Raw genomic sequence first — 19,532 nt, forward strand, 5'->3', positions numbered from 1 at the left:
GATATTGGATCGCCATCAATACTCAATATGCCCGGCAAAACATATCTTGCCGCAGTATGGCCATCTTCCTTGAACGCCGTCATTTGGCATTGGTAATTAACAGTTAAAACAACAAGATACAAAAAATTATCGCGCTGGCACCCGGGGCAATGATCGGCGAAGATAACACTCCACTCCCCGACAGGATCATGCCATGCGCTCTTCGTGCCGCCTCGCCACCCTGCTGTTCTCGCCACTCCTGCTCTGGCTGCCCGCCAGTGTCGCCGCCGATGCACTCTGGCTGCGCGAGCCCGCCATCTCCCCCGATGGCAAGCAGCTTGCCTTCACCTGGCAGGGGCGCATTTTTGTCGCCAGTGCCGAGGGTGGCCCCGCTAAGGCGCTCACCGGCAGCGACTACCTGAGCCAGCGGCCAATCTGGTCGCCGGATGGCAAACAGCTCGCCTTTGCCGCCAATCTCTACGGCAACGAGGATGTGTTCGTGGTACCCGCCAGCGGCGGCGAGATGGTGCGCCTCACTCGCGATTCGCGCACCGATCTGCCGCAAGCCTTCAGCGCCGATGGCAAACGGCTGTTGCTGAGCAGCCAGCGCCTGGGGGCGCCCGATGCCGACCATTTTGTCGCGGAAGGCTACCAATGGGGCGAGCTCTACTGGACCCCAATCACCGGCGGCACCTTGCAGGCCGATCTGCCGCTGCCTGCGACCCTGGCCCGTCCCCACGGGGAACGGCTCGCCTATCAGATGCCCGCGGCGGATCAACCCTTTCGCAAGCATCAGCACTCGTTCGCGGTGCCCCGTCTCTGGCTGTTTGATGGCAAGCAGCACAAGCAGCTGACCGAAGATCGGGTGGCGGCCACCGATCCGGTCTGGAGCGACAAGGGAGATACCCTCTTTTACCTGAGCGAGCGCAGCGGCGATTTCAACGTCTGGCGCCGGGATCTTGCCAGCGGCAAGGAGCAACAGCTGACCCACTATCAGGGCCATCCGGTACGGGGGCTCAGCGCCTCTCGCAATGGCGATCTGGTCTGGTCATGGCTGGGCGAGCTCTATCGCCTCGATGCCGGTAGCAGCGAGCCACGCAAGCTGACCCTCAGCCCGCAAGTGGCGAGCACGCCGGATGAGGCGAGCGAGGCCCTGACCCTGGCAGACGAAGCGCTGGTCAGCGAAGAGGCGGACGAGCTGATCCTGGTGAGCGAGGGCAACCTGTTTGCCGTTGACCCCGAGCGGGAGCGGGTGCGCCAGCTGACTCGTGACCCGAGCGAGCAATCCAGCCCTCTCTTTGCCGAGCAGGGGCGCGCCCTCATCTATCTGTCGGAGCAGCAGGGGCATGCCGCCCTCTATCGCCTGCGCAAGGGGGACCCTGATCTGCTGTTCAGCGATCCCGGCACTCTGACCGAGAGTCTGCTGCTGGCGATTCCCGACAAGGGGATCAGCTGTCCGGTGCTCTCCCCCGATGGCAAACAGCTCGCCTTCGTGGTGGATGGCCAGGCCATCCATCTGCTGGATCTGGCGAGCAACAAGCAGCGGGAGCTGGTGCCTGCCAGCTTCAACCCCTCGCGCCACGAGGTGCATCTCGCCTTTGCCCCCGACTCCCGCCATCTGGCGCTCACCTTCCGCCCCGATGCGGCAGAGCAGGAGATCGCGGTGATCGACACGGCCAATCCCAAGGCCAAACCGGTCAATGTCAGCCTCAACGGCTATCAGGATGGGCAACCGGGCTGGAGCCAGGATGGCGCCATCCTCTACTGGCAATCGACCCGATTTGGCGCACTGGGGCCCGATGGCGAGCCCCTCGTCACCAACCTGCTCGGCATTTACAGCAGCCGCGCCGCCAGAGCCGATGCCATTGCCGAGCTGGAGCCGCCGAAAGGGGGATACGGCTTTGAGAGCGATCGTCTCAACCATCGCGAAGCGCTGCTGCTGCAACCCACCGGCACCCTGCTCGCCAGCCGCATCATCGGCGACCAGCTGATCTATCTGGTGGAAGAGATGGGAGTCAACAGCGAGAGCGAGATCAAGGGCTACAGCCAGGATCTGCGCAAAGGCAAAACCAGCGAACTGTTTGGTGAACAGCCCGGCCCAGCGCTGGCAAGCCTCAACCAGCAGGGCACCCTGGCGACCCTGGTGCGGGATGGGGAGATCACCCGGATCCACCTCGACTCCGGCGAGACCACCAGCGCCCCCTTCGCCTTACAGCACACCAGCCGCTGGCAGGAACGCATGACCGCCGCCTTCGATCAGATCGCCCGGCTCACCCGGGACGAGTTCTATCTGGACGATATGAACGGAGTGAACTGGGATAGCTATGTCACCGCTTACCGCCGCCTGCTAACGGGCATCGGCAACCCGCGGGACTTTGGCAACCTGCTGGCGGAGCTGGCTGGCGAGCTCAATGTCTCCCACACCTGGGGCAGTGGCCCCGCCCCCTTCCCGCGCATGGCGGACGAGACCGCCAGCCTTGGCGGCTACTGGCAGGATGGCGAGCAAGGGGTGATGCTCACCGCCATGCTCTCTGGCGGCCCGCTGGATCAGGAGAGCGATATCGCCTCGGGCGCCCGCCTGCTCGCCATCAACGGCGTCCCGATTGCCAATCTGGCCGAGCTGGATCGAGCCCTCAACCATCAGGCTGGCGCCCGGCTTGCCCTCACCTTCCAGCAGGAGGGCAACAAGCAAACTGACGAGGTGGTGCTCACCGCCATCGACAAACAGCAGGAGTACCAGCTGCAACAGGATCGCTGGATTGAGAAACGGCGGGAGCTGGTGGCCAGGCAGAGCGGAGGACGGGTCGGCTACGTCTATCTGCCGGCAATGAATAGCGAGGTCTACGATGCTGTGGTGGCGGATGCCCTCGGCAGACAGCGCAATCGCGATGCGCTGATCGTCGATGTCCGCTTCAACAGCGGTGGCTATCTCGCCAATACCCTGGTGGAGTTTCTGACCGGCAGCGGCAGCGCCAAGGGGATGGCCAGCAGTTGGCCCCGTCAGGGCAAGGGGGAAACCGACGCCGCCACTCGCCAGTGGACCAAACCTTCGGTGGTGCTGGTCAACGCTGGCAGCTACTCGGAAGGCTCCGCCTTCCCCGAGTACTACCGCACCCTCAAGGTCGGTCCCATCGTCGGCGATCCGGTGCCCGGCACCGGCACCATGGTCTACAGCCACGACTCCCGGCTGATCCCGGGCCTCTCCTACGGCATTCCGACCCTGGGGCTGCGCAAACCGGACGGTACCTTCTACGAGAATCAGGAGCTGCTCCCGGACCAGCAGGTGCCCCTCACTCCGGCTGACATGGTGGCTGGACGGGATCCGCAGCTGGAGGCGGCGGTACAAGCCGCCCTCAAGCAGTTGCCAGCCAGCGCCAAATAACTGCGCTCAACGAAAGCGAAACAGCTCGCGATGCAGATGCCCGTCCGGCAACAGCCGGGTCAGGGCATCTGCCATCCCCTCCGGCCCGCAAAACCACACCTGCTCGGGCGCATCCTGCGCGATGCGGGCCAGATCCAGCCGCCCGGCCGCCTTGTCCAGATGCAGCAGGTAGCGTACACCGGTGCGATGACAGAGCTCGGCCAACCGCTGGTGGTAGACGGCGCCCGCCAGATCCGGCGCGCACTGGATCAGGGTGATCCCCTCGCCCCGCTCCCCACGGTCAGCCAGCCCCTCCAGCCAGGAGACGAACGGCGTGATACCTATCCCGGCCCCCAGCCAGAGGGCTCTACCTCCCCCTTGCGGGGCGACAAAGGCGCCATAGGGCCCGGTCACCACCACTCCATCCCCGGCGCGCGCCTCTGCCACCAGCTGACGGGTATGATCCCCGAGCGCCCGCACCGCGATCACCAACTGGCGCCGATCCGCTGACACCCGCACTAGGGTAAAGGGGTGCGGCCCCTCCTTGGCGTCAAACTCGAAGAAGGCAAACTGGCCCGGGCGGTAATGGGCGAGCGGCAGCTCCAGCTGCATGGTCAGCTCGCAGGTGTGATCCGCCAGCGCCCGCACCGCAATGACCCAGCTCGGATGGCGATCCCGCGCCCCCACTTGCCCCAGCAGGGAGTAGAGGGCCCCGATAGCGCCGATCCCGCCAACCAGCCAGACTGATACCCCCACCGGGGTCATGGCCCCCACCTGAGGCAACAGGCAGAGCCCATGACACCAGCCCGCCAGATAGATGAGCGGGGCCAGCCGGTGGATCAGCCGAAAGCGGCCATAACTCACCAGCGCCAGCAAGCTCACCACCACCAGCGCGATCAGCAGATAGAAACTCCACTCCCCCAGGGTATTGCCAAGGGCATGGAGCGAGATGTCATTGCCAGCCCCAGCACCGCTGGCCCCACGCCGCGCGGGACGACTCAGTAAACCCGCCGAGACCGCCCACTTGGGCGCCTCCACCACCAGCCAGTGGGCGGTCAGCGCCAATGCGCCACCGATGGCCGTCTGGCGGTGCCATCGCAACATCCGGTCCAGACCGCCACACCACACCTCCAACTGCGGCAGGCGCAACGCCAGCAACAGCGAAATGACCATATAGGTCATCCCCAGTAGGCCCGTCAGCAGCAACATCTCATGGCGCCAGGGCCACACCCCGTTGGCATCCCCCGCATAACCGAGCCACCAGACCCCGACCGCCAGCAGCGGCAACAGCCACCACATCCATTTATTCGTCATAACATGCTCCCTGGTTCCATCGCGGCAGGGCCTCATCTCCCTGCTCATGGCACCATTGCACACCCGTCCGGTCACAAGACTTTGCCAGAGGGGGAAGCTTGTGTGGCAATGTGTGACAAACGGAAACAAAAGAGGGGCCGACTGGCCCCTCATGATCACCCTTGTTGGCTCGCCCCTTTTCACAGGAGATGGCGCACAATTCGCCTCCGCTGTGATTGACGATCTGCCAGCAAAAGGAATCAAATGGGGACGTTACATATCTGCGGCGAACAACCTGCTGCCCACTCTTCTGGACAAGGAGATCCCCCTTGCTTTCATCCACCGAACAACGCTACTGCCTGAGTTGTCAGCGCGAGACCAACCATGTCGTGGTGCTGGTCGACAAATCCTATGGAAAAGAGGTGAAACCAGAGCAAAAGCGCACTGCATTTATCAAAGACTGCATTACCGGCTGGGCCGCCGGCCCCTTTCTGGCCAACATGGATCGCTTTGAACGACATGCCATCTGTGAAAATTGCGGAAATAAAGTCATTGATGAATCGTGAATAATGAAAAAAAAGAATGGCAGGAAGGTCGCCCCTCCTGCCAATAGCCTATTCATATCAAGCCTGCCTTCATCACGTCACTTACTGCACGCAGCTCAGCTCCTCTCTGACATCTCCAGCAAAGTAGCGCTGGGTAATCCACGCCTCGAAATCGGCCAACATGCGCGCCTCCGACTCGCTGTTGTCGGCGATAAGCTCGGCGCCGTGTACCACCCGGATATGGGCATCGAGCGGGCTTTCCTCACCCACCGCGGGGCGCTGCTGCGCGGCGGCCATGCAGGCTTGCGCCTGTTGCCACGCTTCGGCGGCGCTCAGGTTGCACGCCTCGGCCAGCGGCACGGCACTGAAGCCTTCACCGGTCAGGCTCCGCAAGGTCTCATCATGAGTCATGCCATTGCCCGGCCCCCAGTAGTGGGCAGCCAGATCCGGCCCGATGCGCGGGTTGTCGGTGAGGTAGCCATCACGCTTGAGGAAGTAAGCGCGGGTCTGCTCCACCGCCATCAGCGCCAGCAGGTAGCCGTGATAGGCGCAGGCCGACTCCTGATTAAGGAGGTGCGGAATGGCCAGCAACGGGCGCGGGCTCTCGACCCCGAGGATCTTGCGCTCCCACTTGCGGGCCAGAGCCAGCACAGCCTCGGGAGTGCGTTCAGCCTCATCCATGGCGTAGAGATCCCGCTCGAAGTAGGCCACCAGCGCGATCTGGCGTTCGTGAAAAGCGCGAAACGGCTGACGAGCTTCGATCATCTCCTTGATAAGCGCATCGGGGATCGCCCCTCCTGCCGCATTTCTGGCGTAGCGTTTGAGCCAGTCGGCATCGTCCAGCAGGCTGTCGCAGAACATCGACTGGGTCTCGGCATAAGCCATGGAAGTTGGCGGGAACTCCTGGGAGAAGCAGGGGGCGTTGCCGGTGACATTGGCAAAGTGCGCAGCGTGGCCCCCCTCGTGGAACAGGGTATTGAGGCCACTCCAGCCGCTGCCCACCTGCGCCGGATCGGCCAGGCTGGTGAAGTTGACCACAGCAGGTATCCACTCACCCTGCTGGAAGAAGCTCGGTACCGGGCCGTGGCAGAAGCCGTTCTCGTATTTCCCCTCCCGGGTCAGCAAGTCCAGGGTGAGGGTCGCACCGCGATACTGGATGCCGAGCCGGCGGAAGCTCTCGACCCAGTCCCGCAGTGCCCGCGAGAAGGGCACATAGGGGTCGAGCTGGCGGGTCACATCGCCACTGACGAAGTAACGCAGGTTGTGTGACAACAGGGCCGCCTCCCCTTTGGCCGCTTTAAGTTCGACCAGACTCTGCTGCAACCGGGCGTCGGTGCGGGCGATGAAGTCATCGAGGATGGCGAACAGCTGCTCCGGGCTCATCTGTTCGTTCTTGCGCACCTTGTAGGCGAAGTAGTCGCGATAGCCCATGGCGCGGGCAAAGCGGTTGCGCAGCGCCACCACCTCGAGAAAACCGTTGCCGACCACCCACTGCTCAAGGGTGTGGAACATGGCGATGGCGCTTTGGCGCACCGCCTCGTTCGGGCTGGCGGCCAGCGAGGTGCTGGCGGCGGGCAGGCTGCCTGCGACCTGCTGGCCCTGCTCATCCAGCAGGGTCAGTTTCAGACCTTTGCGGCGGGCAAACAGGTCCGCCTCGGCAGCTACCAGCTGATCCATCAGGGCGGCGGCAGCGGGATCCTCGATGACGTTGCACTCGAAGAAGGCGATCCAGCCCGCCAGACCCCGTTTTAACTCCTCATCTTCGGCAAGGGCGTGCATCTTGCGCAGTTCCGGCAACCGCTCCGGATTGGCGCAAAAGGCCTTGTAGGCCTGCTCGGCTGCGGTAAACCCGGCCTGATCGTCGCTGGTGCCCATGTAGGTGGCCCAGAACAGATCCTCCTTGCATCTGTGAACCTGCAGATAGTCGCGATTGAGCTGGTCAAAATACTCTCTGGCAATCGAACTCATAAATTCCCTCTTGTCGCAGGAGCGCTCCGGATGGCCCCTGTTCTGGTTGGTGAAATGCCAAGCTATTCACATTTTTCGGCAAATCGTGCGAAGAAACCCTTTTCAACATGCTACCCGAAAGCGGGCTGTAACCTCTGCTGACTATACTGATGTTAAAACGCTCATTTGAGAAAGCTCAGCAAGAGACTGAAAGTAAATGAGTTGTTAACTCTTACGAACTGGCTGCCGCGGTACAGAGCCACATAAAATCAACAGGGAAATGAGGGTTTAGTCATGTTCAAGCTCGGTGATATTACCGTGAGCCGCAAATTGATTTTGCTGCTCGCACTGGCGTTTGTCGGTTTTGTCTCGCTGCTGCTTATCTCAGCCAACGCGCTCCAGCGCAATCTGATGAGCGAGCGAGAGGCGCGGCTCAATGCGGTACTAGAGCAGGCCATGAGCCAGATCCAGTTTCTGGCCAGTACCCTGCCGGCAGAGCAGGCCCAGCAGGAGGCGCGCAAGCTGCTGACCAACACCCGCTTTGATGGCAACAACTACTTGTTCGTCATCGACGAGAACCGCACCATGGTGGTTCACCCCATCCGTCCCGAACTGGTCGGCCAGAAGATGGGTGAAGGAGGCGCCGCTACCGCCGGGCAGTTCTGGTATCAGATGGTGGATATCGCCAAAGGGGGCAAACAGGGCACTCTGCAATATGTGTGGGTCGGCCCGTCGGGTGAAACCGCCGACAAGCTCTCTATGGTATCCGGCTATCAGCCCTGGGGCTGGATCCTCGGTTCCGGCATGCTGCTGCAGGACATCCACCAGACCATCTGGGCCCAATACATGAAGATGGGGACCGCCACCGCCATCGTGATCCTGCTGATGGGGCTGCTGGGCTGGCGCATCACCCACTCCATCGTCTCCCCCCTCAGTCAGATCAACCACGCCATGCAGCGGGTCGCCAAGGGGGATCTGGTGGTAAGCATCCCGGTACAGGGCAAGGATGAGCTGGGAGTGGTCGCCCACTGTACCAACCAGAGTCTCGATGCCATCCGTCACGCCCTGCTGGAGGCCAGCCAGGGGGCCCGCAACGTGGCGGATGCCGCCCTGCGCATCGCCGCCTCTGCCGAGCAGACCAATCAGGCGGTGACCAGCCAGCGGGATCAGCTGGCCCAGCTCGCGACCGCCATGAACGAGATGAGCGCCACCATCTCCGATGTGGCCGGACACGCCGAAAATACCGCGCGGGATACCCAGGAAGCGACCGGAGAAGCCGGGCTCGGCAACCGCGACGTTCACGCCAGCGTGCACGGCATCAAGGCGCTGGCCACCGAGGTGGAGCAGGCCACCCAGCAGGTCAACCAGCTCAAGGAGGGGGTAATGCAGATCAGCGAAGTGACCGCCGTCATCAGCGCCATTTCGGAGCAGACCAACCTGCTGGCCCTCAACGCCGCCATCGAGGCAGCCCGTGCCGGTGAGCAGGGCCGCGGCTTTGCCGTGGTGGCCGACGAGGTGCGCCAGCTGGCCAGCCGCACTCGCCAATCCACCGAAGAGATCCAGAGCACCATTGCCCAGCTGCAGCAACGGGCCGTCACCGCCGCCAACGCCATGGATACCAGCCGCAAACTGGCAGAGAGCAGCGTCAACCAGTCCCAGCAGGCGGGGCAGGATCTCACCCTGATCGTCAACCATATCCAGCATGTGAGCGACATGGCAACCCAGATCGCCACCGCCGCCGAGCAGCAGAGCATGGTGGCCGAGGATATGAACCGCAACGTCAGCGGCATCAACGACTCGGCGCTGGAGATGTCCCAGTCCGCCTCGCAACTGGCGCAGGAGAGCGAGCTGCTGGCCGGCCTCTCCCGCAGCCTGGATGAGCGGCTTGCGGTGTTCAAACTGGGCAAGGAGTCCTCCACTGCGCCAATGATGGCTCCCGCATCTCCCCCCTCAGGAGAACAGCGCGCCCGTCATTGATGGCGTCAATCTGTGTCGCCTTGTCACCCGACCTGCCAGCCAAGCTGGCAGGTTTTTTTACGCCAACAACACGCAATCAGCATGCACCTTATCGGCATATTCAACGGCATTCGACGCCATTCACAGATAAGAGAACAATTTAAAAACAGTCAGTTAGAATGATCCATGTGCCGTTGAACGGTGCATTTAAACATTTAACTTCAAATAATTAATCAATGCGGTGCACAATGGTGATGGCCGAACATTTGGCCCATCACTAACCATCTAGTCATTTGGCAAACTGACCGAAAGGTCGGGACGCAAAGCCTCCGGTCTACAGACGTTTTGTCCAGGATAGCGGGGTTGCCACACGCAAGTGTGCATCGGGGAACTCCCCGGCCAACTGACTGCCCACATCTATCGAACAGAGGAATGTATGGCAGCAAAAATCCAACTCAATCACATCGCGGCGATGCTGGCCCTGCTGGCCAGCGGCAGCGCCCTGGCCCACGGCTACATCAGCCAGCCCGAGAGCCGCAACTACCTGTGCAAAACCGGTGGCAACAGCCAGTGTGGCGGCGTGCAGTGGGAGCCCCAGAGCGTGGAGGGCCCCTCAGGCTTCCCGCAAACCGGCCCGCAGGATGGTCAAATCGCCTCGGCGGGCAGCCCGCGCTGGAGCGAGCTGAACATCCAGACCAGCGACCGCTGGACCAAGCGTGAAGTACAGCCCGGCCCCTTCGCCATCAGCTGGACCTTTACCGCCAACCATGTCACCCGCAACTGGCGCTACTACCTCACCAAGCAGGACTGGAACCCCAACCAGCCGCTCACCCGCGCCTCGTTTGATCTGACTCCCTTCTGCGTCATCGACGGCAACATGGTGCAGCCACCCAAGGAGATGACCCATCAGTGCGTGCTGCCGGAGCGCACCGGTTATCAGGTGATCCTCGGCGTGTGGGAAGTGGGCGACACCAGCAACAGCTTCTACAACATCATCGATGCCAAGTTCAAAGATGGCAGCCAGCCACCGCTGGAGTGGAGTCAGGCAGGCACCATCTACCCCTCCATCGATCTCGCAGTGGGTGACAAGGCGATGACCCGGGTATTTGATGCCAACGGCGAGCGCCCCGATCTGCAGACCGTACTGACCATCACCACCGCCGACCAGGGCCAGAAGAACAGCTGGGCCCATGCACTCGCCAGCAAGATCAACGCCGAGCAGAGCCTGATCCGCGCCGGTCAGCAAGGAGCCGATGGCCAGTTCAATCCGGTCTACGGTATGAACCCCGTCTATCTGCATCGAGACAGCAAACTGGATCGAGTCGAGATTGATCTGCAACAGCTGCAGCCGCCGGTAGTGGACAGCATCAGCGTCAGCGGTCTGGCCAGCGACTATGTGCTGGACAACGGCAAGGCAATCCTCGATTTCACAGTCACCGCACAGGGCGATCTGGCCGTCACCAACACCCTCTATGACCACGGCGGCGTCGCCAAGGGTGAAAGCAGTGCCGACATCAGGGACAGCAGCCACACCTTCACCATGGCGCTGGAAGGTCTCAAGGCTGGTCACCACCAGCTGGTGATCAAGGCCACCCCGAAAGCGGGCGGCGAGACCATCCAGCAGACCATGGATCTGATGTTCAAGGAGCAGAGCAGCGTCGAATACGACTTCGTCTTCCCGAACTCGCTCAAATCCTATGCCGCCGGCACCAAGGTGCAGCAGCCGAAAAATGGCAAGGTCTATCAGTGCAAGCCCTTCCCCTACAGCGGCTACTGCCAGCAGTGGACCACCACCGCCACCCAGTACGAGCCGGGCATCGGCTCCCACTGGCAGATGGCGTGGGATGAAGTGCACTAACCCACGCTTGGGCACATAAAAAAGGGCGTCCTCTCTAGCAGGGGACGCCCGGAAAAATCAAACCTTGCGGTTTGCATACCAACGGAACCAAGACCTCACTCTTCACTTACTTCACACACTCAACACACTCTTCAAAACAGGGTTTGTCCATTAACCCTGCCATTTTCCTCCTTCGACGATCACATCATTCGGATCGGTATCAGGGCTCAGCTTGTCACGCACATACTGGTCATAGAGTTTCAGCAGGTACTTCTCCTCACCCAGCTTGGCGAGACGGTCGTTGACCCAGTCACGCAGCTCGATATTGCCCTTCTTCACCGCCGGGGCGATGGGATCTTCCGAGCCCAGTTTTTCGGGCAGTACCCGATAGCCCGGGTTCTCCTTGGCCCAGCTGAACAGTACCAGGTTGTCCTGGGCGTAGGCATCGCCACGGCCCTGCGCCAGCGCCTGCAAAGATTCGGTGTTCTTCTCGAACTTGAGTACCTTCCACTCCGGGTGGTTACGGGTCAGCCAGATGTCGGCCGTGGTGCCGGTGGTCACGATCAGGGTCTTGCTGGCCAGATCATCGAGCTTCTTGGCCGGACTCCCTTCCGGTACCAGCACCTGTACCGCCACTCGCAGGTTCGGGTTGGTGAAATCCACCACCTCACGCCGCTCCGGGGTCACCGTCATATTGGCGAGGATCAGATCCACCTTGTCGCTCTGCAGGAAGGGGATGCGACTGGCAGGCTCCACCGCCACGAACTCGATCTTGTTCTCGTCCCCCAGCAGATCCTTGGCGAAGCGGCGGCCGAGATCGGTGTCAAAACCGACGTAGTTCCCCTTCTCGTCCACGTAGCCAAACGGCGGTTTATCGGTGAAGACGCCGACGATGAGCTTGTCCCGCGCCTTGATCTTGTCGAGAGAACCGTCTGCCGCATGGGCAGCGCCGCTGGCGATACCCAGTCCCAATAAGGCACTAAGCAGAACCGAGGTGATTTTTTTCATGCTGACTCCTTTCGTTTGATGACATTTGTATAAGAAAACTTGGCGAGGAACTGGCGCGCACGCTGGCTCCTGGGATTGTCGAAAAATTGGTGGGGCGCGGCCTGCTCCAGAATGTGGCCGCCATCCATGAAGACGATGCGATCAGCCACCGCCCGGGCGAAGGCCAGCTCGTGGGTGACGATGAGCAGGGTCATGCCGCTGCCGGCGAGATCGCGGATCACCTCCAGCACCTCCTGCACCATCTCGGGATCCAGCGCAGCGGTCACCTCGTCAAACAGCATCACCTGCGGGTTCATGCACAGCGCCCGCACGATAGCGATACGCTGCTGCTGACCACCGGAGAGCTGGCGCGGATAGTCATGGCGCCGCTCCCACAGGCCGATGCGGGTCAGCAGCTGCTCGGCTTGCAGCAGCGCCTCTGCCCGCTCCCGCTTTTGCACCTGCTGGGGGCCAAGCAGCACATTTTCCAGCACCGTCAGGTTGGGGAAGAGGTGATAGCTCTGGAACACCATGCCGATCCGCTGGCGCACCCGCTGCCAGTCGGTGGCACCATCCAGCAACACACCATCGAAGCGGATCTCGCCCCCCTGAATGGGTTCGAGCCCGTTGAGAGTGCGCAGCAAGGTGCTCTTGCCACAACCACTTGGCCCCAGGATGACGATCACCTCCCCGGCGCGCACGCTGAGGCTGATCCGATCCAGCACCAGATTCGGGCCGAACTGTTTACTGACAGAACCGAGTTCAAGCAGAGGTGTCATACCGCATTACCCCATTGTTGCTCCAGCCGGCGCGAGGCGAGCGAGAGCGGATAGCAGACCAGAAAAAAGAACAGAAACAGCAGACCGTAAATAAGCAGCGAGCCATAGGTGCGCTCGATGATCTGCTGGCCCACCTTGATCACTTCCACCACCCCGATCAGCACCGCCAGCGAACTGGTCTTGATAATGCGGGTGTAGATGTTGATGGTCGGCGGCGTCAGCCGCTGCAACGCCTGTGGCAGCAACACATGGCGATAGAGCTGCCAGGTCGAGAGCCCGAGCGCCAAGCCGGCCTCCTGCTGACCACGGGCGAGGGAGTTGAGGCCACCGCGCACCACCTCTCCCACCTCGCTGGCGCCCCAGAGGGCGAGTACCAGCACAGCGCACCAGAAGGCCGGAATATCGAGGCCGAAAAAGATCGGCAACCCGAAGAAAAAGAGATAGAGCCACACCAGCACCGGCACCACCCGAAACAGCTCGAGATAAAGCCGCAGCAACCCCCGTACCAACCGGCCGCCCTGTTGTGCCAGTACGCCGTAAGCGACACCGCCGAGGGTGGCAAACAGGATGGCCAGCAGCGAGATGGCGAGGGTCTGACCCGCGCCCACCGCCAGCAGTGGCAGCGCCTGCGTCAGCTGTTCAGAGATCGAACTGGCCATATTGAGCCCTCCTTTCCTGCGCCCCGGTGGCGAGAGACGGTGGCAGCTGGAAGATAAGTACCCACATCGGGATCCTCGCCTGCATTAGCGATTCAGTGACCGAACTGACCATGTTGCAGCCTCCTTTCAACGACGCGCAGAGCGAGGGAGAGCGGCAGAAAGATCAGCACGCACATCAAGGTCAGCACCGCCAGCATCTCGTAGGTCTTGTAGTAGAGGGCGATGTAATTCTTGGTGGTGTAGAGCAGCTCTGGCACTGCCACCGCCGAAGCCACGGTTGTCTCTTTGAGCAGAAAGATGAAGTTGGCAAACAGCGCCGGCAGGCTGGCGAGCCAGGCCTGGGGCAACTGCACGTGGCGCAGCAGTTGCCAGCGGGAGAGGCCGATAGCCCTGCCAGCCTCCAGCTGACTGGCGGGCACCGCCTGAATGCCTGCCCGCAGCGCCTCGGTCAGATAACCACCGCCGAGGAAGGTCATGGCAATCACCGCGGTGGTAAACCCGGAGAGCGACAAGCCGAGCGCAGGCAGCCCGAAATAGAGGAAGAAGAGCTGGATCAGCAGCGGCGTGTTGCGGGCCAGCTCGACATATCCGCGGATCAGGGCGCTGAGCGGCCGCTTGTGCAGGCTCAACAGAGCGACGTTGAGCAGGGCGACCGCCAGCGAAGTGAGGATCACTATGGTTCCCAGCTGCAAGGTGACCCAGACCGCCTTACCGAAGGCGGGCAGCGTCGTGAGGATGAAGGGCAGATCCAGATTCATGCCGGGATCCTCCCGTCACGCTGCAGACGCTGGGGCAGGACAGTGATCGCATCCGGGTACTTGATGCCGGTACCGGTATTGAGCACCACGACCTGCTCTCCCCCACGGATCCAGCCAGCCTCGCGCAGTTGACGAGCAGCAGCAAACGCGGCGGCCCCCTCAGGGCAGACAAAACTGCCTTCGCGAGAGGCAAGCTGGCGGATCTCGCTCTGGATGGCCTTGTCATCCACCGCGATGGCGCAACCCTCGGTGCGATAGAGGGCGTCCAGCACCAGAAAATCTCCCAGTGCCTTGGGTACATTGATGCCGAACGCCAGCGTTTGGGAGTCGGGCCAGAAGCTCGATTCGGTGGCTCTCTGTTGCCACGCCTGCACAATGGGCGCGCAGCCACTCGCCTGTACCGCGACCAGTCTGGGCAACGCGCCCTTGACCCAGCCCAGCTCCTGCAGCTCGCGCAGCGCCTTGTAGATACCGATGAGGCCGACCCCGCCACCGGTCGGATAGATGATCACATCCGGCAGGGTCCAGCCCAGCTGTTCGGCAATCTCCAGCCCCATGGTCTTCTTGCCCTCAATCCGGTAGGGCTCCTTCAGGGTTGAGGCGTCAAACAGGGATTGCTCCGCTACCGCCTGCGCCACCTGACGACCGGCGTCGCTGATAAGGCCATCCACCAGATAGAGACGGGAACCGGCGAGAGAGGTCTCCAGTCGAGTGATGGCGGGGGCAGCCTGCGGCATAACGATGGTGCTGCGCAGTCCGGCACGGGCACCGTAGAGCGCCCATGCAGCCCCTGCGTTGCCGTTGGTCGGCATGGCGAAGTGAGTGACGCCGAGTTCACGCGCGCGGGAGATGCCCACCGCTGCACCACGAGCCTTGAAGGAGCCGGTGGGGATGACGCTCTCATCCTTCATCCAGAGATCCGGAATACCGATCTGCTTGCCCAGCGTAGGCAGCCGTAGCAGTGGGGTGAATCCCTCCCCCAGCGTCACAACGTGGGCGGGATCCCGAACCGGCAGCAACTCGTGATAACGCCACAGGCTGGCCGGGCGCCCCAGCAATGCCGCCGGGTGCCATGCTCGCTTCAGCGCATCGAGATCGTAGCTGGCCAGCAGTGGCGCACCTGCCCGGCTCAGTTGCCAGGGCTGGTCGGCATCATGGATCTCGCCACTCTTGCTGCAACGCAGATGTGATAGGTAGCTATACGGCATGCTTTATCCTGAATGGATCGACTTTGGTCAGTCACTTATTCCATCCTGCAATCCAAGTACCGGATAACAAACAAAATTAACTGGCAAACCTAAGTGAAAAAATTCATATGAAGCCGTCTGTTTTCGCTGGCAATCTCATCTGCCGGCAATAAAGAAGGGGAGCCATTGGCTCCCCTTCTGCTCTTCTCTTCCGATTCAAATCTGGAAGTCGAGGGCAGGCTCGCTGCCCATGGCGCGAGCCTGAATATCCGCCAGCGCCAGCTCGGGGTTGCAGAGCTGGATAAACTGCCAGGCAAAGTTGTGCTGGAACTGCCCCTGCTTGAGGCCAATCCAGGCGGTATGGGGGGCAAACAGATGGCTGCCATCAAGCTGTACCAGCCCCTGATCGCGCTGTGCGTCGAACGCCATGTCGGCCAGTATGCCGACCCCCATCTCCAGCTCGACATAGGTCTTGATGACATCGGAGTCCTGCGCCGTCAGCAGGATCTGTGGCTCGATGCCAGCCGCAGCAAAGGCTTCATCCACGCGCACCCGCCCGGTCAACCCGGCTTGATAGGTGACGATGGGCCAGTTGGCCAGCGCCGCCAGCGTCAGCTCCCGCTCACCAGCCAGTGGATGTTGCTCGGGCACCACGATATTGTGGTGCCAGCGGTAGTAGGGAAATGCCACCACCCCTTCGCTCTTGTCGAGCTGCTCGCTGCTGATGCCGATATCCACCTCGCCGGTCTGCACCAGCCGCACTATCTCCTCCGGGCTGCCCTGACGCAGCTCCAGCTGTACCAGCGGAAACTGCTCGCGAAACGCCTTCACCACCCGCGGCAGGGCATAGCGGGCCTGGGTATGGGTGGTCGCCACCAGCAAGCGGCCCGAGTCGCGGTTGGCAAAGGTGCTGGCCAGTTTGCGGATGTTGTTGGCGTCATTGAGAATGCGCTCGGCAATCACCAGCAGCTCCTTGCCAGGCTCGGTCATACCGAGCAGCCGCTTGCCGTAGCGTATAAAAAGTTCGATACCGAGCTCCTCTTCCAGCTCGCGGATATGGCGACTAACCCCGGATTGCGAGGTAAAAAGGGCGTTGGCCACCTCGGTCAGGTTGTAATCCCGCCGCGCTGCCTCCCGGATAATGCGTAACTGCTGAAAATTCACCTTGTCGCCTCCTGCGAAGAGTGGGCGACACAATCTGCTCGCCCCTCTCATTTTTGTTATTTGGCCGGATCATGCCCCGGCAGAGCGCCTGAACCGGGCGGCCACACCGCCCGCAACACAGCATCAAATCTGATAATCGGGATAGAACTGCGCCTGTCTGGCCACCAGCTTCACCCCCTGACCCGGGACAAACAGCTTGGCCGCCTCCTTGGTCAGCTCCGCCTCGTAGTGGGCCCCTTTGGTCTCTCCATCGCCACGCAGCTCCACCCTAATGCGTGGTCCCATGGGCAGCAGACGGGTAATGGTGGCGCGGATCCCGCCCGGCGCATCGGCTGGCAAGATCTCCAGCTCATGGGGACGGACATAGGCGATGGCGGCACTGCCGTGGGCCAGATGAGAAGCCGACGGCCCGCCGAGCAGCTGCTCGCCGACACCGAATCCCTGCTCCGCCACCCGACCGCGGAACTGGTTCACGCTGCCAAGGAAGCTGTGGACGAAGGAGCTGGCGGGCTGGTCATAGACCTCGGCCGGGGTGCCAATCTGCTCGACCCGTCCGGCGTTCATCAGCACCACCCGATCAGCTACCTCCAGCGCCTCCTCCTGATCGTGAGTCACGAACAGGCTGGTGACGTGCAGCTCGTCGTGCAGCTCGCGCAGCCAGCGGCGCAGCTCCTTGCGCACCTGCGCATCGAGGGCGCCGAAGGGCTCGTCCAAGAGCAACACCTTGGGCTGCACCGCCAGCGCGCGGGCCAGCGCGACCCGCTGACGCTGGCCGCCGGAGAGCTGGGTCGGGTAGCGCTCGGCCACGTGGCTGAGTTGCACCAGATCCAGCAGCTCCTTGACCCGGGCTCGAATGGCTGCCTCGGCCGGGCGCTCGCTGCGCGGTTTGACCCTAAGGCCAAACGCCACGTTCTCAAACACCGTCATGTGGCGAAACAGGGCGTAGTGCTGGAACACGAAGCCGACGTTGCGCTCGCGCACATGGAGATCCGAGGCGTCCTCACCCCGGATGATGACGCTGCCGCTGTCGGCCTGCTCCAGCCCGGCGATGATCCGCAGCAGGGTGGTCTTGCCACAACCGGAGGGGCCCAGCAGCGCCACCAGCTCACCGTCGTGAAAGTCGAGGTTGATGTCTGCCAGCGCCGCGTACTGATTGAAATGCTTGTTGAGTTGTTGAACCTGAATGCTCATGGCTGCTTCTTTAAAACGGTGATTCAGTGAGATTTGGTGGGCTGGGCACGCAGCCGGGCCAACAAGGTTTCACCCAGCAGGGTGAAGATCCCGAACAGAGCCAAGAGGCTTGCCACCGCAAAGGCGGCGCCGGTCTGGTACTCGTTGTAGAGGATCTCGATATGCAGCGGCAGGGTATTGGTCTGGCCGCGAATATGACCGGAAACTACCGACACCGCGCCAAACTCCCCCACCGCGCGGGCGGTACAGAGCAGCAGGCCGTACATCAGGCTCCAGCGAATGCCGGGCAGGGTGACGCGCCAGAACATCTGCAGGCCGCTCGCCCCCAGCATGATGGCCGCCTCTTCCTCTTCCGGGCCACGCGCCTCCATCTGGGGCAGCAGCTCGCGCACCACGAAGGGCACGGTAATGAAGGTGGTGGCCAGGATGATCCCCGGGGTGGCGAAGATGATCTTGATGTCATGTTCGCTCAGCCAGTCACCGAACCAGCCGCGGCTGCCGAACATCAACACCAGCATCAGACCGGCGATCACCGGCGACACCGAGAAGGGCAGATCGATGATGGTGATGAGCAGTTGCCGACCGGGGAAGCGGAAACGGGCGATGGCCCAGGCCGCAGCGATCCCGAACAGCAGATTGAGTGGAACGGCGCAGAACGTCACCAGTGCGGTGAGACCGAGGGCGCTCAGGGCATCCGGCTCGCTGATGGCGTGCCAGAAGAAGGCCAGCCCAGGGCTCAGCGCCTGAATAAAGACGGTGGCCAACGGCAGCAGCAACAGGGCGGCAAACCAGCCGAGACCCACCGTGATGAGCAGCCATTTGACCCACTGGGGTTCGCGGATCACTGGAGGTGCCTTGCGCACGGGAGCAACCTCCACAGGGGCGACTTCAAGGGCGAGTGTTGATGCGTTCATATCCGGCTCCCTCCGATACGAGACCAGCTCCAGGCCTGCAACTTGTTGATTAGCAGTAACAAAATAAATGAGATCAGCAGCATCACCACGGCAATGGCAGAGGCGCCGGCATAGTCGTACTCCTCCAGATGGCTCATGATCATCAGCGGTGCGATTTCCGAGACCATCGGCAGGTTGCCGGCGATAAAGATGACGGAGCCGTACTCCCCTACTGCACGGGCAAACGCCAACGCAAAGCCGGTGAGCAGGGCCGGGATCAGGGTCGGCCAGAGCACGTGGATAAAGGTCTGCCAGCGATCGGCGCCGAGGCTGGCGGCGGCCTCCTCCTGCTCGCTCTCAGCCTCTCGCAGCACCGGCTGCAGGGTGCGCACCACAAAAGGCAGCCCGATAAAGGTGAGGGCGATAACGACGCCGATGGGGTTGTAGGCGAGCTGGATGCCGAGCGGCGCCAGCAGATGGCCGATCCAGCCGTTGGGGGCGAAAATGGCACATAGGGCGATGCCGGAAACGGCGGTCGGCATGGCAAATGGCAGGTCGATCAACGCATCCACCAGTCGACGACTGGGGAAGGTGTAGCGCACCAGGATCCAGGCCAGGATCAGGCCAAACAGGCTGTTGAGCAGCGCCGCGACAAAGGCAGCCCCGAAGCTCAGGCGAAAGGAGGCGAGCACCCGGGGTGAACCAATCACCTGCCAGAACTCGGCTGCCGTGAGGTTGTTCGCGGCAAACAGCACCAGCGCCGAGAGCGGCAACAGCACCAGCAGGCCCAGATAGAGCAGAGTAAAGCCGAGGGTCGGGCCAAATCCCGGCAGGACTGAGTAAGAACCAAATCGCATAACGATTCCATTTGTTATGAAAAACATCAGATGTAGCGATTCTGCTTACTCTCCTTTTAAGCAACAAACACCATTTGCGACTTTGCTAATTACTTTTTTGTCTAACAACGGTGGGACAAGGCTTTTAGAGCGATCCAAA

Annotated in this window: 15 protein-coding genes and 1 riboswitch; of the genes, 4 read left to right on the plus strand and 11 right to left on the minus strand. The window is 62.0% G+C overall.

Annotation, left to right across the window (positions count from 1 at the left end):
* Positions 1-193 precede the first annotated feature (193 nt).
* Positions 194-3,361, plus strand: coding sequence for a S41 family peptidase (locus AB5Y99_RS15620; RefSeq protein ID WP_368210085.1), 3,168 nt, complete (start codon positions 194-196; stop codon positions 3,359-3,361).
* 6 nt (positions 3,362-3,367) lie between these two features.
* Here AB5Y99_RS15620 and AB5Y99_RS15625 read toward each other — a convergent pair whose 3' ends face one another.
* Entirely contained in the window at positions 3,368-4,654 is a 1,287-nt protein-coding gene (locus AB5Y99_RS15625; RefSeq protein WP_368210086.1) for a ferric reductase-like transmembrane domain-containing protein, read from the minus strand.
* Positions 4,655-4,962: 308 nt separating this feature from the next.
* Here AB5Y99_RS15625 and AB5Y99_RS15630 point away from each other — a divergent pair, with 308 nt between their 5' ends.
* Positions 4,963-5,199, plus strand: coding sequence for a hypothetical protein (locus AB5Y99_RS15630; protein ID WP_323892791.1), 237 nt, complete (start codon positions 4,963-4,965; stop codon positions 5,197-5,199).
* An 81-nt stretch (positions 5,200-5,280) separates the two neighbouring features.
* Here AB5Y99_RS15630 and AB5Y99_RS15635 read toward each other — a convergent pair whose 3' ends face one another.
* Positions 5,281-7,146, minus strand: coding sequence for a M3 family metallopeptidase (locus AB5Y99_RS15635; RefSeq protein ID WP_323892794.1), 1,866 nt, complete (start codon positions 7,144-7,146; stop codon positions 5,281-5,283).
* Positions 7,147-7,419: 273 nt separating this feature from the next.
* Here AB5Y99_RS15635 and AB5Y99_RS15640 point away from each other — a divergent pair, with 273 nt between their 5' ends.
* The gene (locus AB5Y99_RS15640) at positions 7,420-9,102 is read left to right on the plus strand and encodes a methyl-accepting chemotaxis protein (RefSeq protein WP_368210088.1); all 1,683 of its coding nucleotides are present in this window, start codon (positions 7,420-7,422) and stop codon (positions 9,100-9,102) included.
* Between the two features lie 264 nt (positions 9,103-9,366).
* A riboswitch (cyclic di-GMP riboswitch) is annotated at positions 9,367-9,452 on the plus strand.
* Between the two features lie 65 nt (positions 9,453-9,517).
* Positions 9,518-10,939 carry an N-acetylglucosamine-binding protein GbpA gene (gbpA, locus tag AB5Y99_RS15645; RefSeq protein ID WP_041209043.1) on the plus strand — a complete coding sequence of 474 codons (1,422 nt, stop codon included), beginning with the start codon at positions 9,518-9,520 and terminating at the stop codon, positions 10,937-10,939.
* Between the two features lie 150 nt (positions 10,940-11,089).
* On the opposite strand, the gene AB5Y99_RS15650 is transcribed toward gbpA, so the two are convergent.
* The 9 genes from AB5Y99_RS15650 to cysT form a co-directional block, all read right to left on the minus strand.
* Positions 11,090-11,926 (minus strand): transporter substrate-binding domain-containing protein, encoded by an 837-nt coding sequence (locus tag AB5Y99_RS15650; RefSeq protein WP_040067363.1) that lies wholly within the window; start codon positions 11,924-11,926, stop codon positions 11,090-11,092.
* Positions 11,923-12,684, minus strand: coding sequence for an amino acid ABC transporter ATP-binding protein (locus AB5Y99_RS15655; protein WP_236662430.1), 762 nt, complete (start codon positions 12,682-12,684; stop codon positions 11,923-11,925). Before AB5Y99_RS15655 ends, AB5Y99_RS15650 begins: the two co-directional genes overlap by 4 nt.
* Positions 12,681-13,343, minus strand: a complete 663-nt coding sequence (locus AB5Y99_RS15660) for an amino acid ABC transporter permease (protein ID WP_108613817.1) — start codon at positions 13,341-13,343, stop codon at positions 12,681-12,683. The genes AB5Y99_RS15655 and AB5Y99_RS15660 overlap by 4 nt, the downstream gene beginning before the upstream one ends.
* A 92-nt stretch (positions 13,344-13,435) precedes the next feature.
* Positions 13,436-14,101 carry an amino acid ABC transporter permease gene (locus AB5Y99_RS15665; protein ID WP_040067357.1) on the minus strand — a complete coding sequence of 222 codons (666 nt, stop codon included), beginning with the start codon at positions 14,099-14,101 and terminating at the stop codon, positions 13,436-13,438.
* Positions 14,098-15,309: a threonine synthase gene (locus AB5Y99_RS15670; RefSeq protein ID WP_368210091.1), complete on the minus strand. Its 1,212-nt coding sequence runs from the start codon at positions 15,307-15,309 to the stop codon at positions 14,098-14,100. The genes AB5Y99_RS15665 and AB5Y99_RS15670 overlap by 4 nt, the downstream gene beginning before the upstream one ends.
* A gap of 195 nt (positions 15,310-15,504) precedes the next feature.
* Positions 15,505-16,452 (minus strand): HTH-type transcriptional regulator Cbl, encoded by a 948-nt coding sequence (gene cbl / locus AB5Y99_RS15675; protein ID WP_216959546.1) that lies wholly within the window; start codon positions 16,450-16,452, stop codon positions 15,505-15,507.
* 123 nt (positions 16,453-16,575) lie between these two features.
* Positions 16,576-17,643, minus strand: a complete 1,068-nt coding sequence (locus AB5Y99_RS15680) for a sulfate/molybdate ABC transporter ATP-binding protein (RefSeq protein ID WP_108613814.1) — start codon at positions 17,641-17,643, stop codon at positions 16,576-16,578.
* A gap of 23 nt (positions 17,644-17,666) precedes the next feature.
* Positions 17,667-18,557: a sulfate ABC transporter permease subunit CysW gene (gene cysW / locus AB5Y99_RS15685; protein ID WP_043850030.1), complete on the minus strand. Its 891-nt coding sequence runs from the start codon at positions 18,555-18,557 to the stop codon at positions 17,667-17,669.
* Positions 18,554-19,393 carry a sulfate ABC transporter permease subunit CysT gene (cysT, locus tag AB5Y99_RS15690; protein ID WP_368210093.1) on the minus strand — a complete coding sequence of 280 codons (840 nt, stop codon included), beginning with the start codon at positions 19,391-19,393 and terminating at the stop codon, positions 18,554-18,556. Before cysT ends, cysW begins: the two co-directional genes overlap by 4 nt.
* Between the last annotated feature and the right edge of the window lie 139 nt (positions 19,394-19,532).

This window comes from Aeromonas sp. R4-2, assembly GCF_040908295.1.
GTDB classification, from domain to species: Bacteria; Pseudomonadota; Gammaproteobacteria; order Enterobacterales; family Aeromonadaceae; genus Aeromonas; species Aeromonas veronii.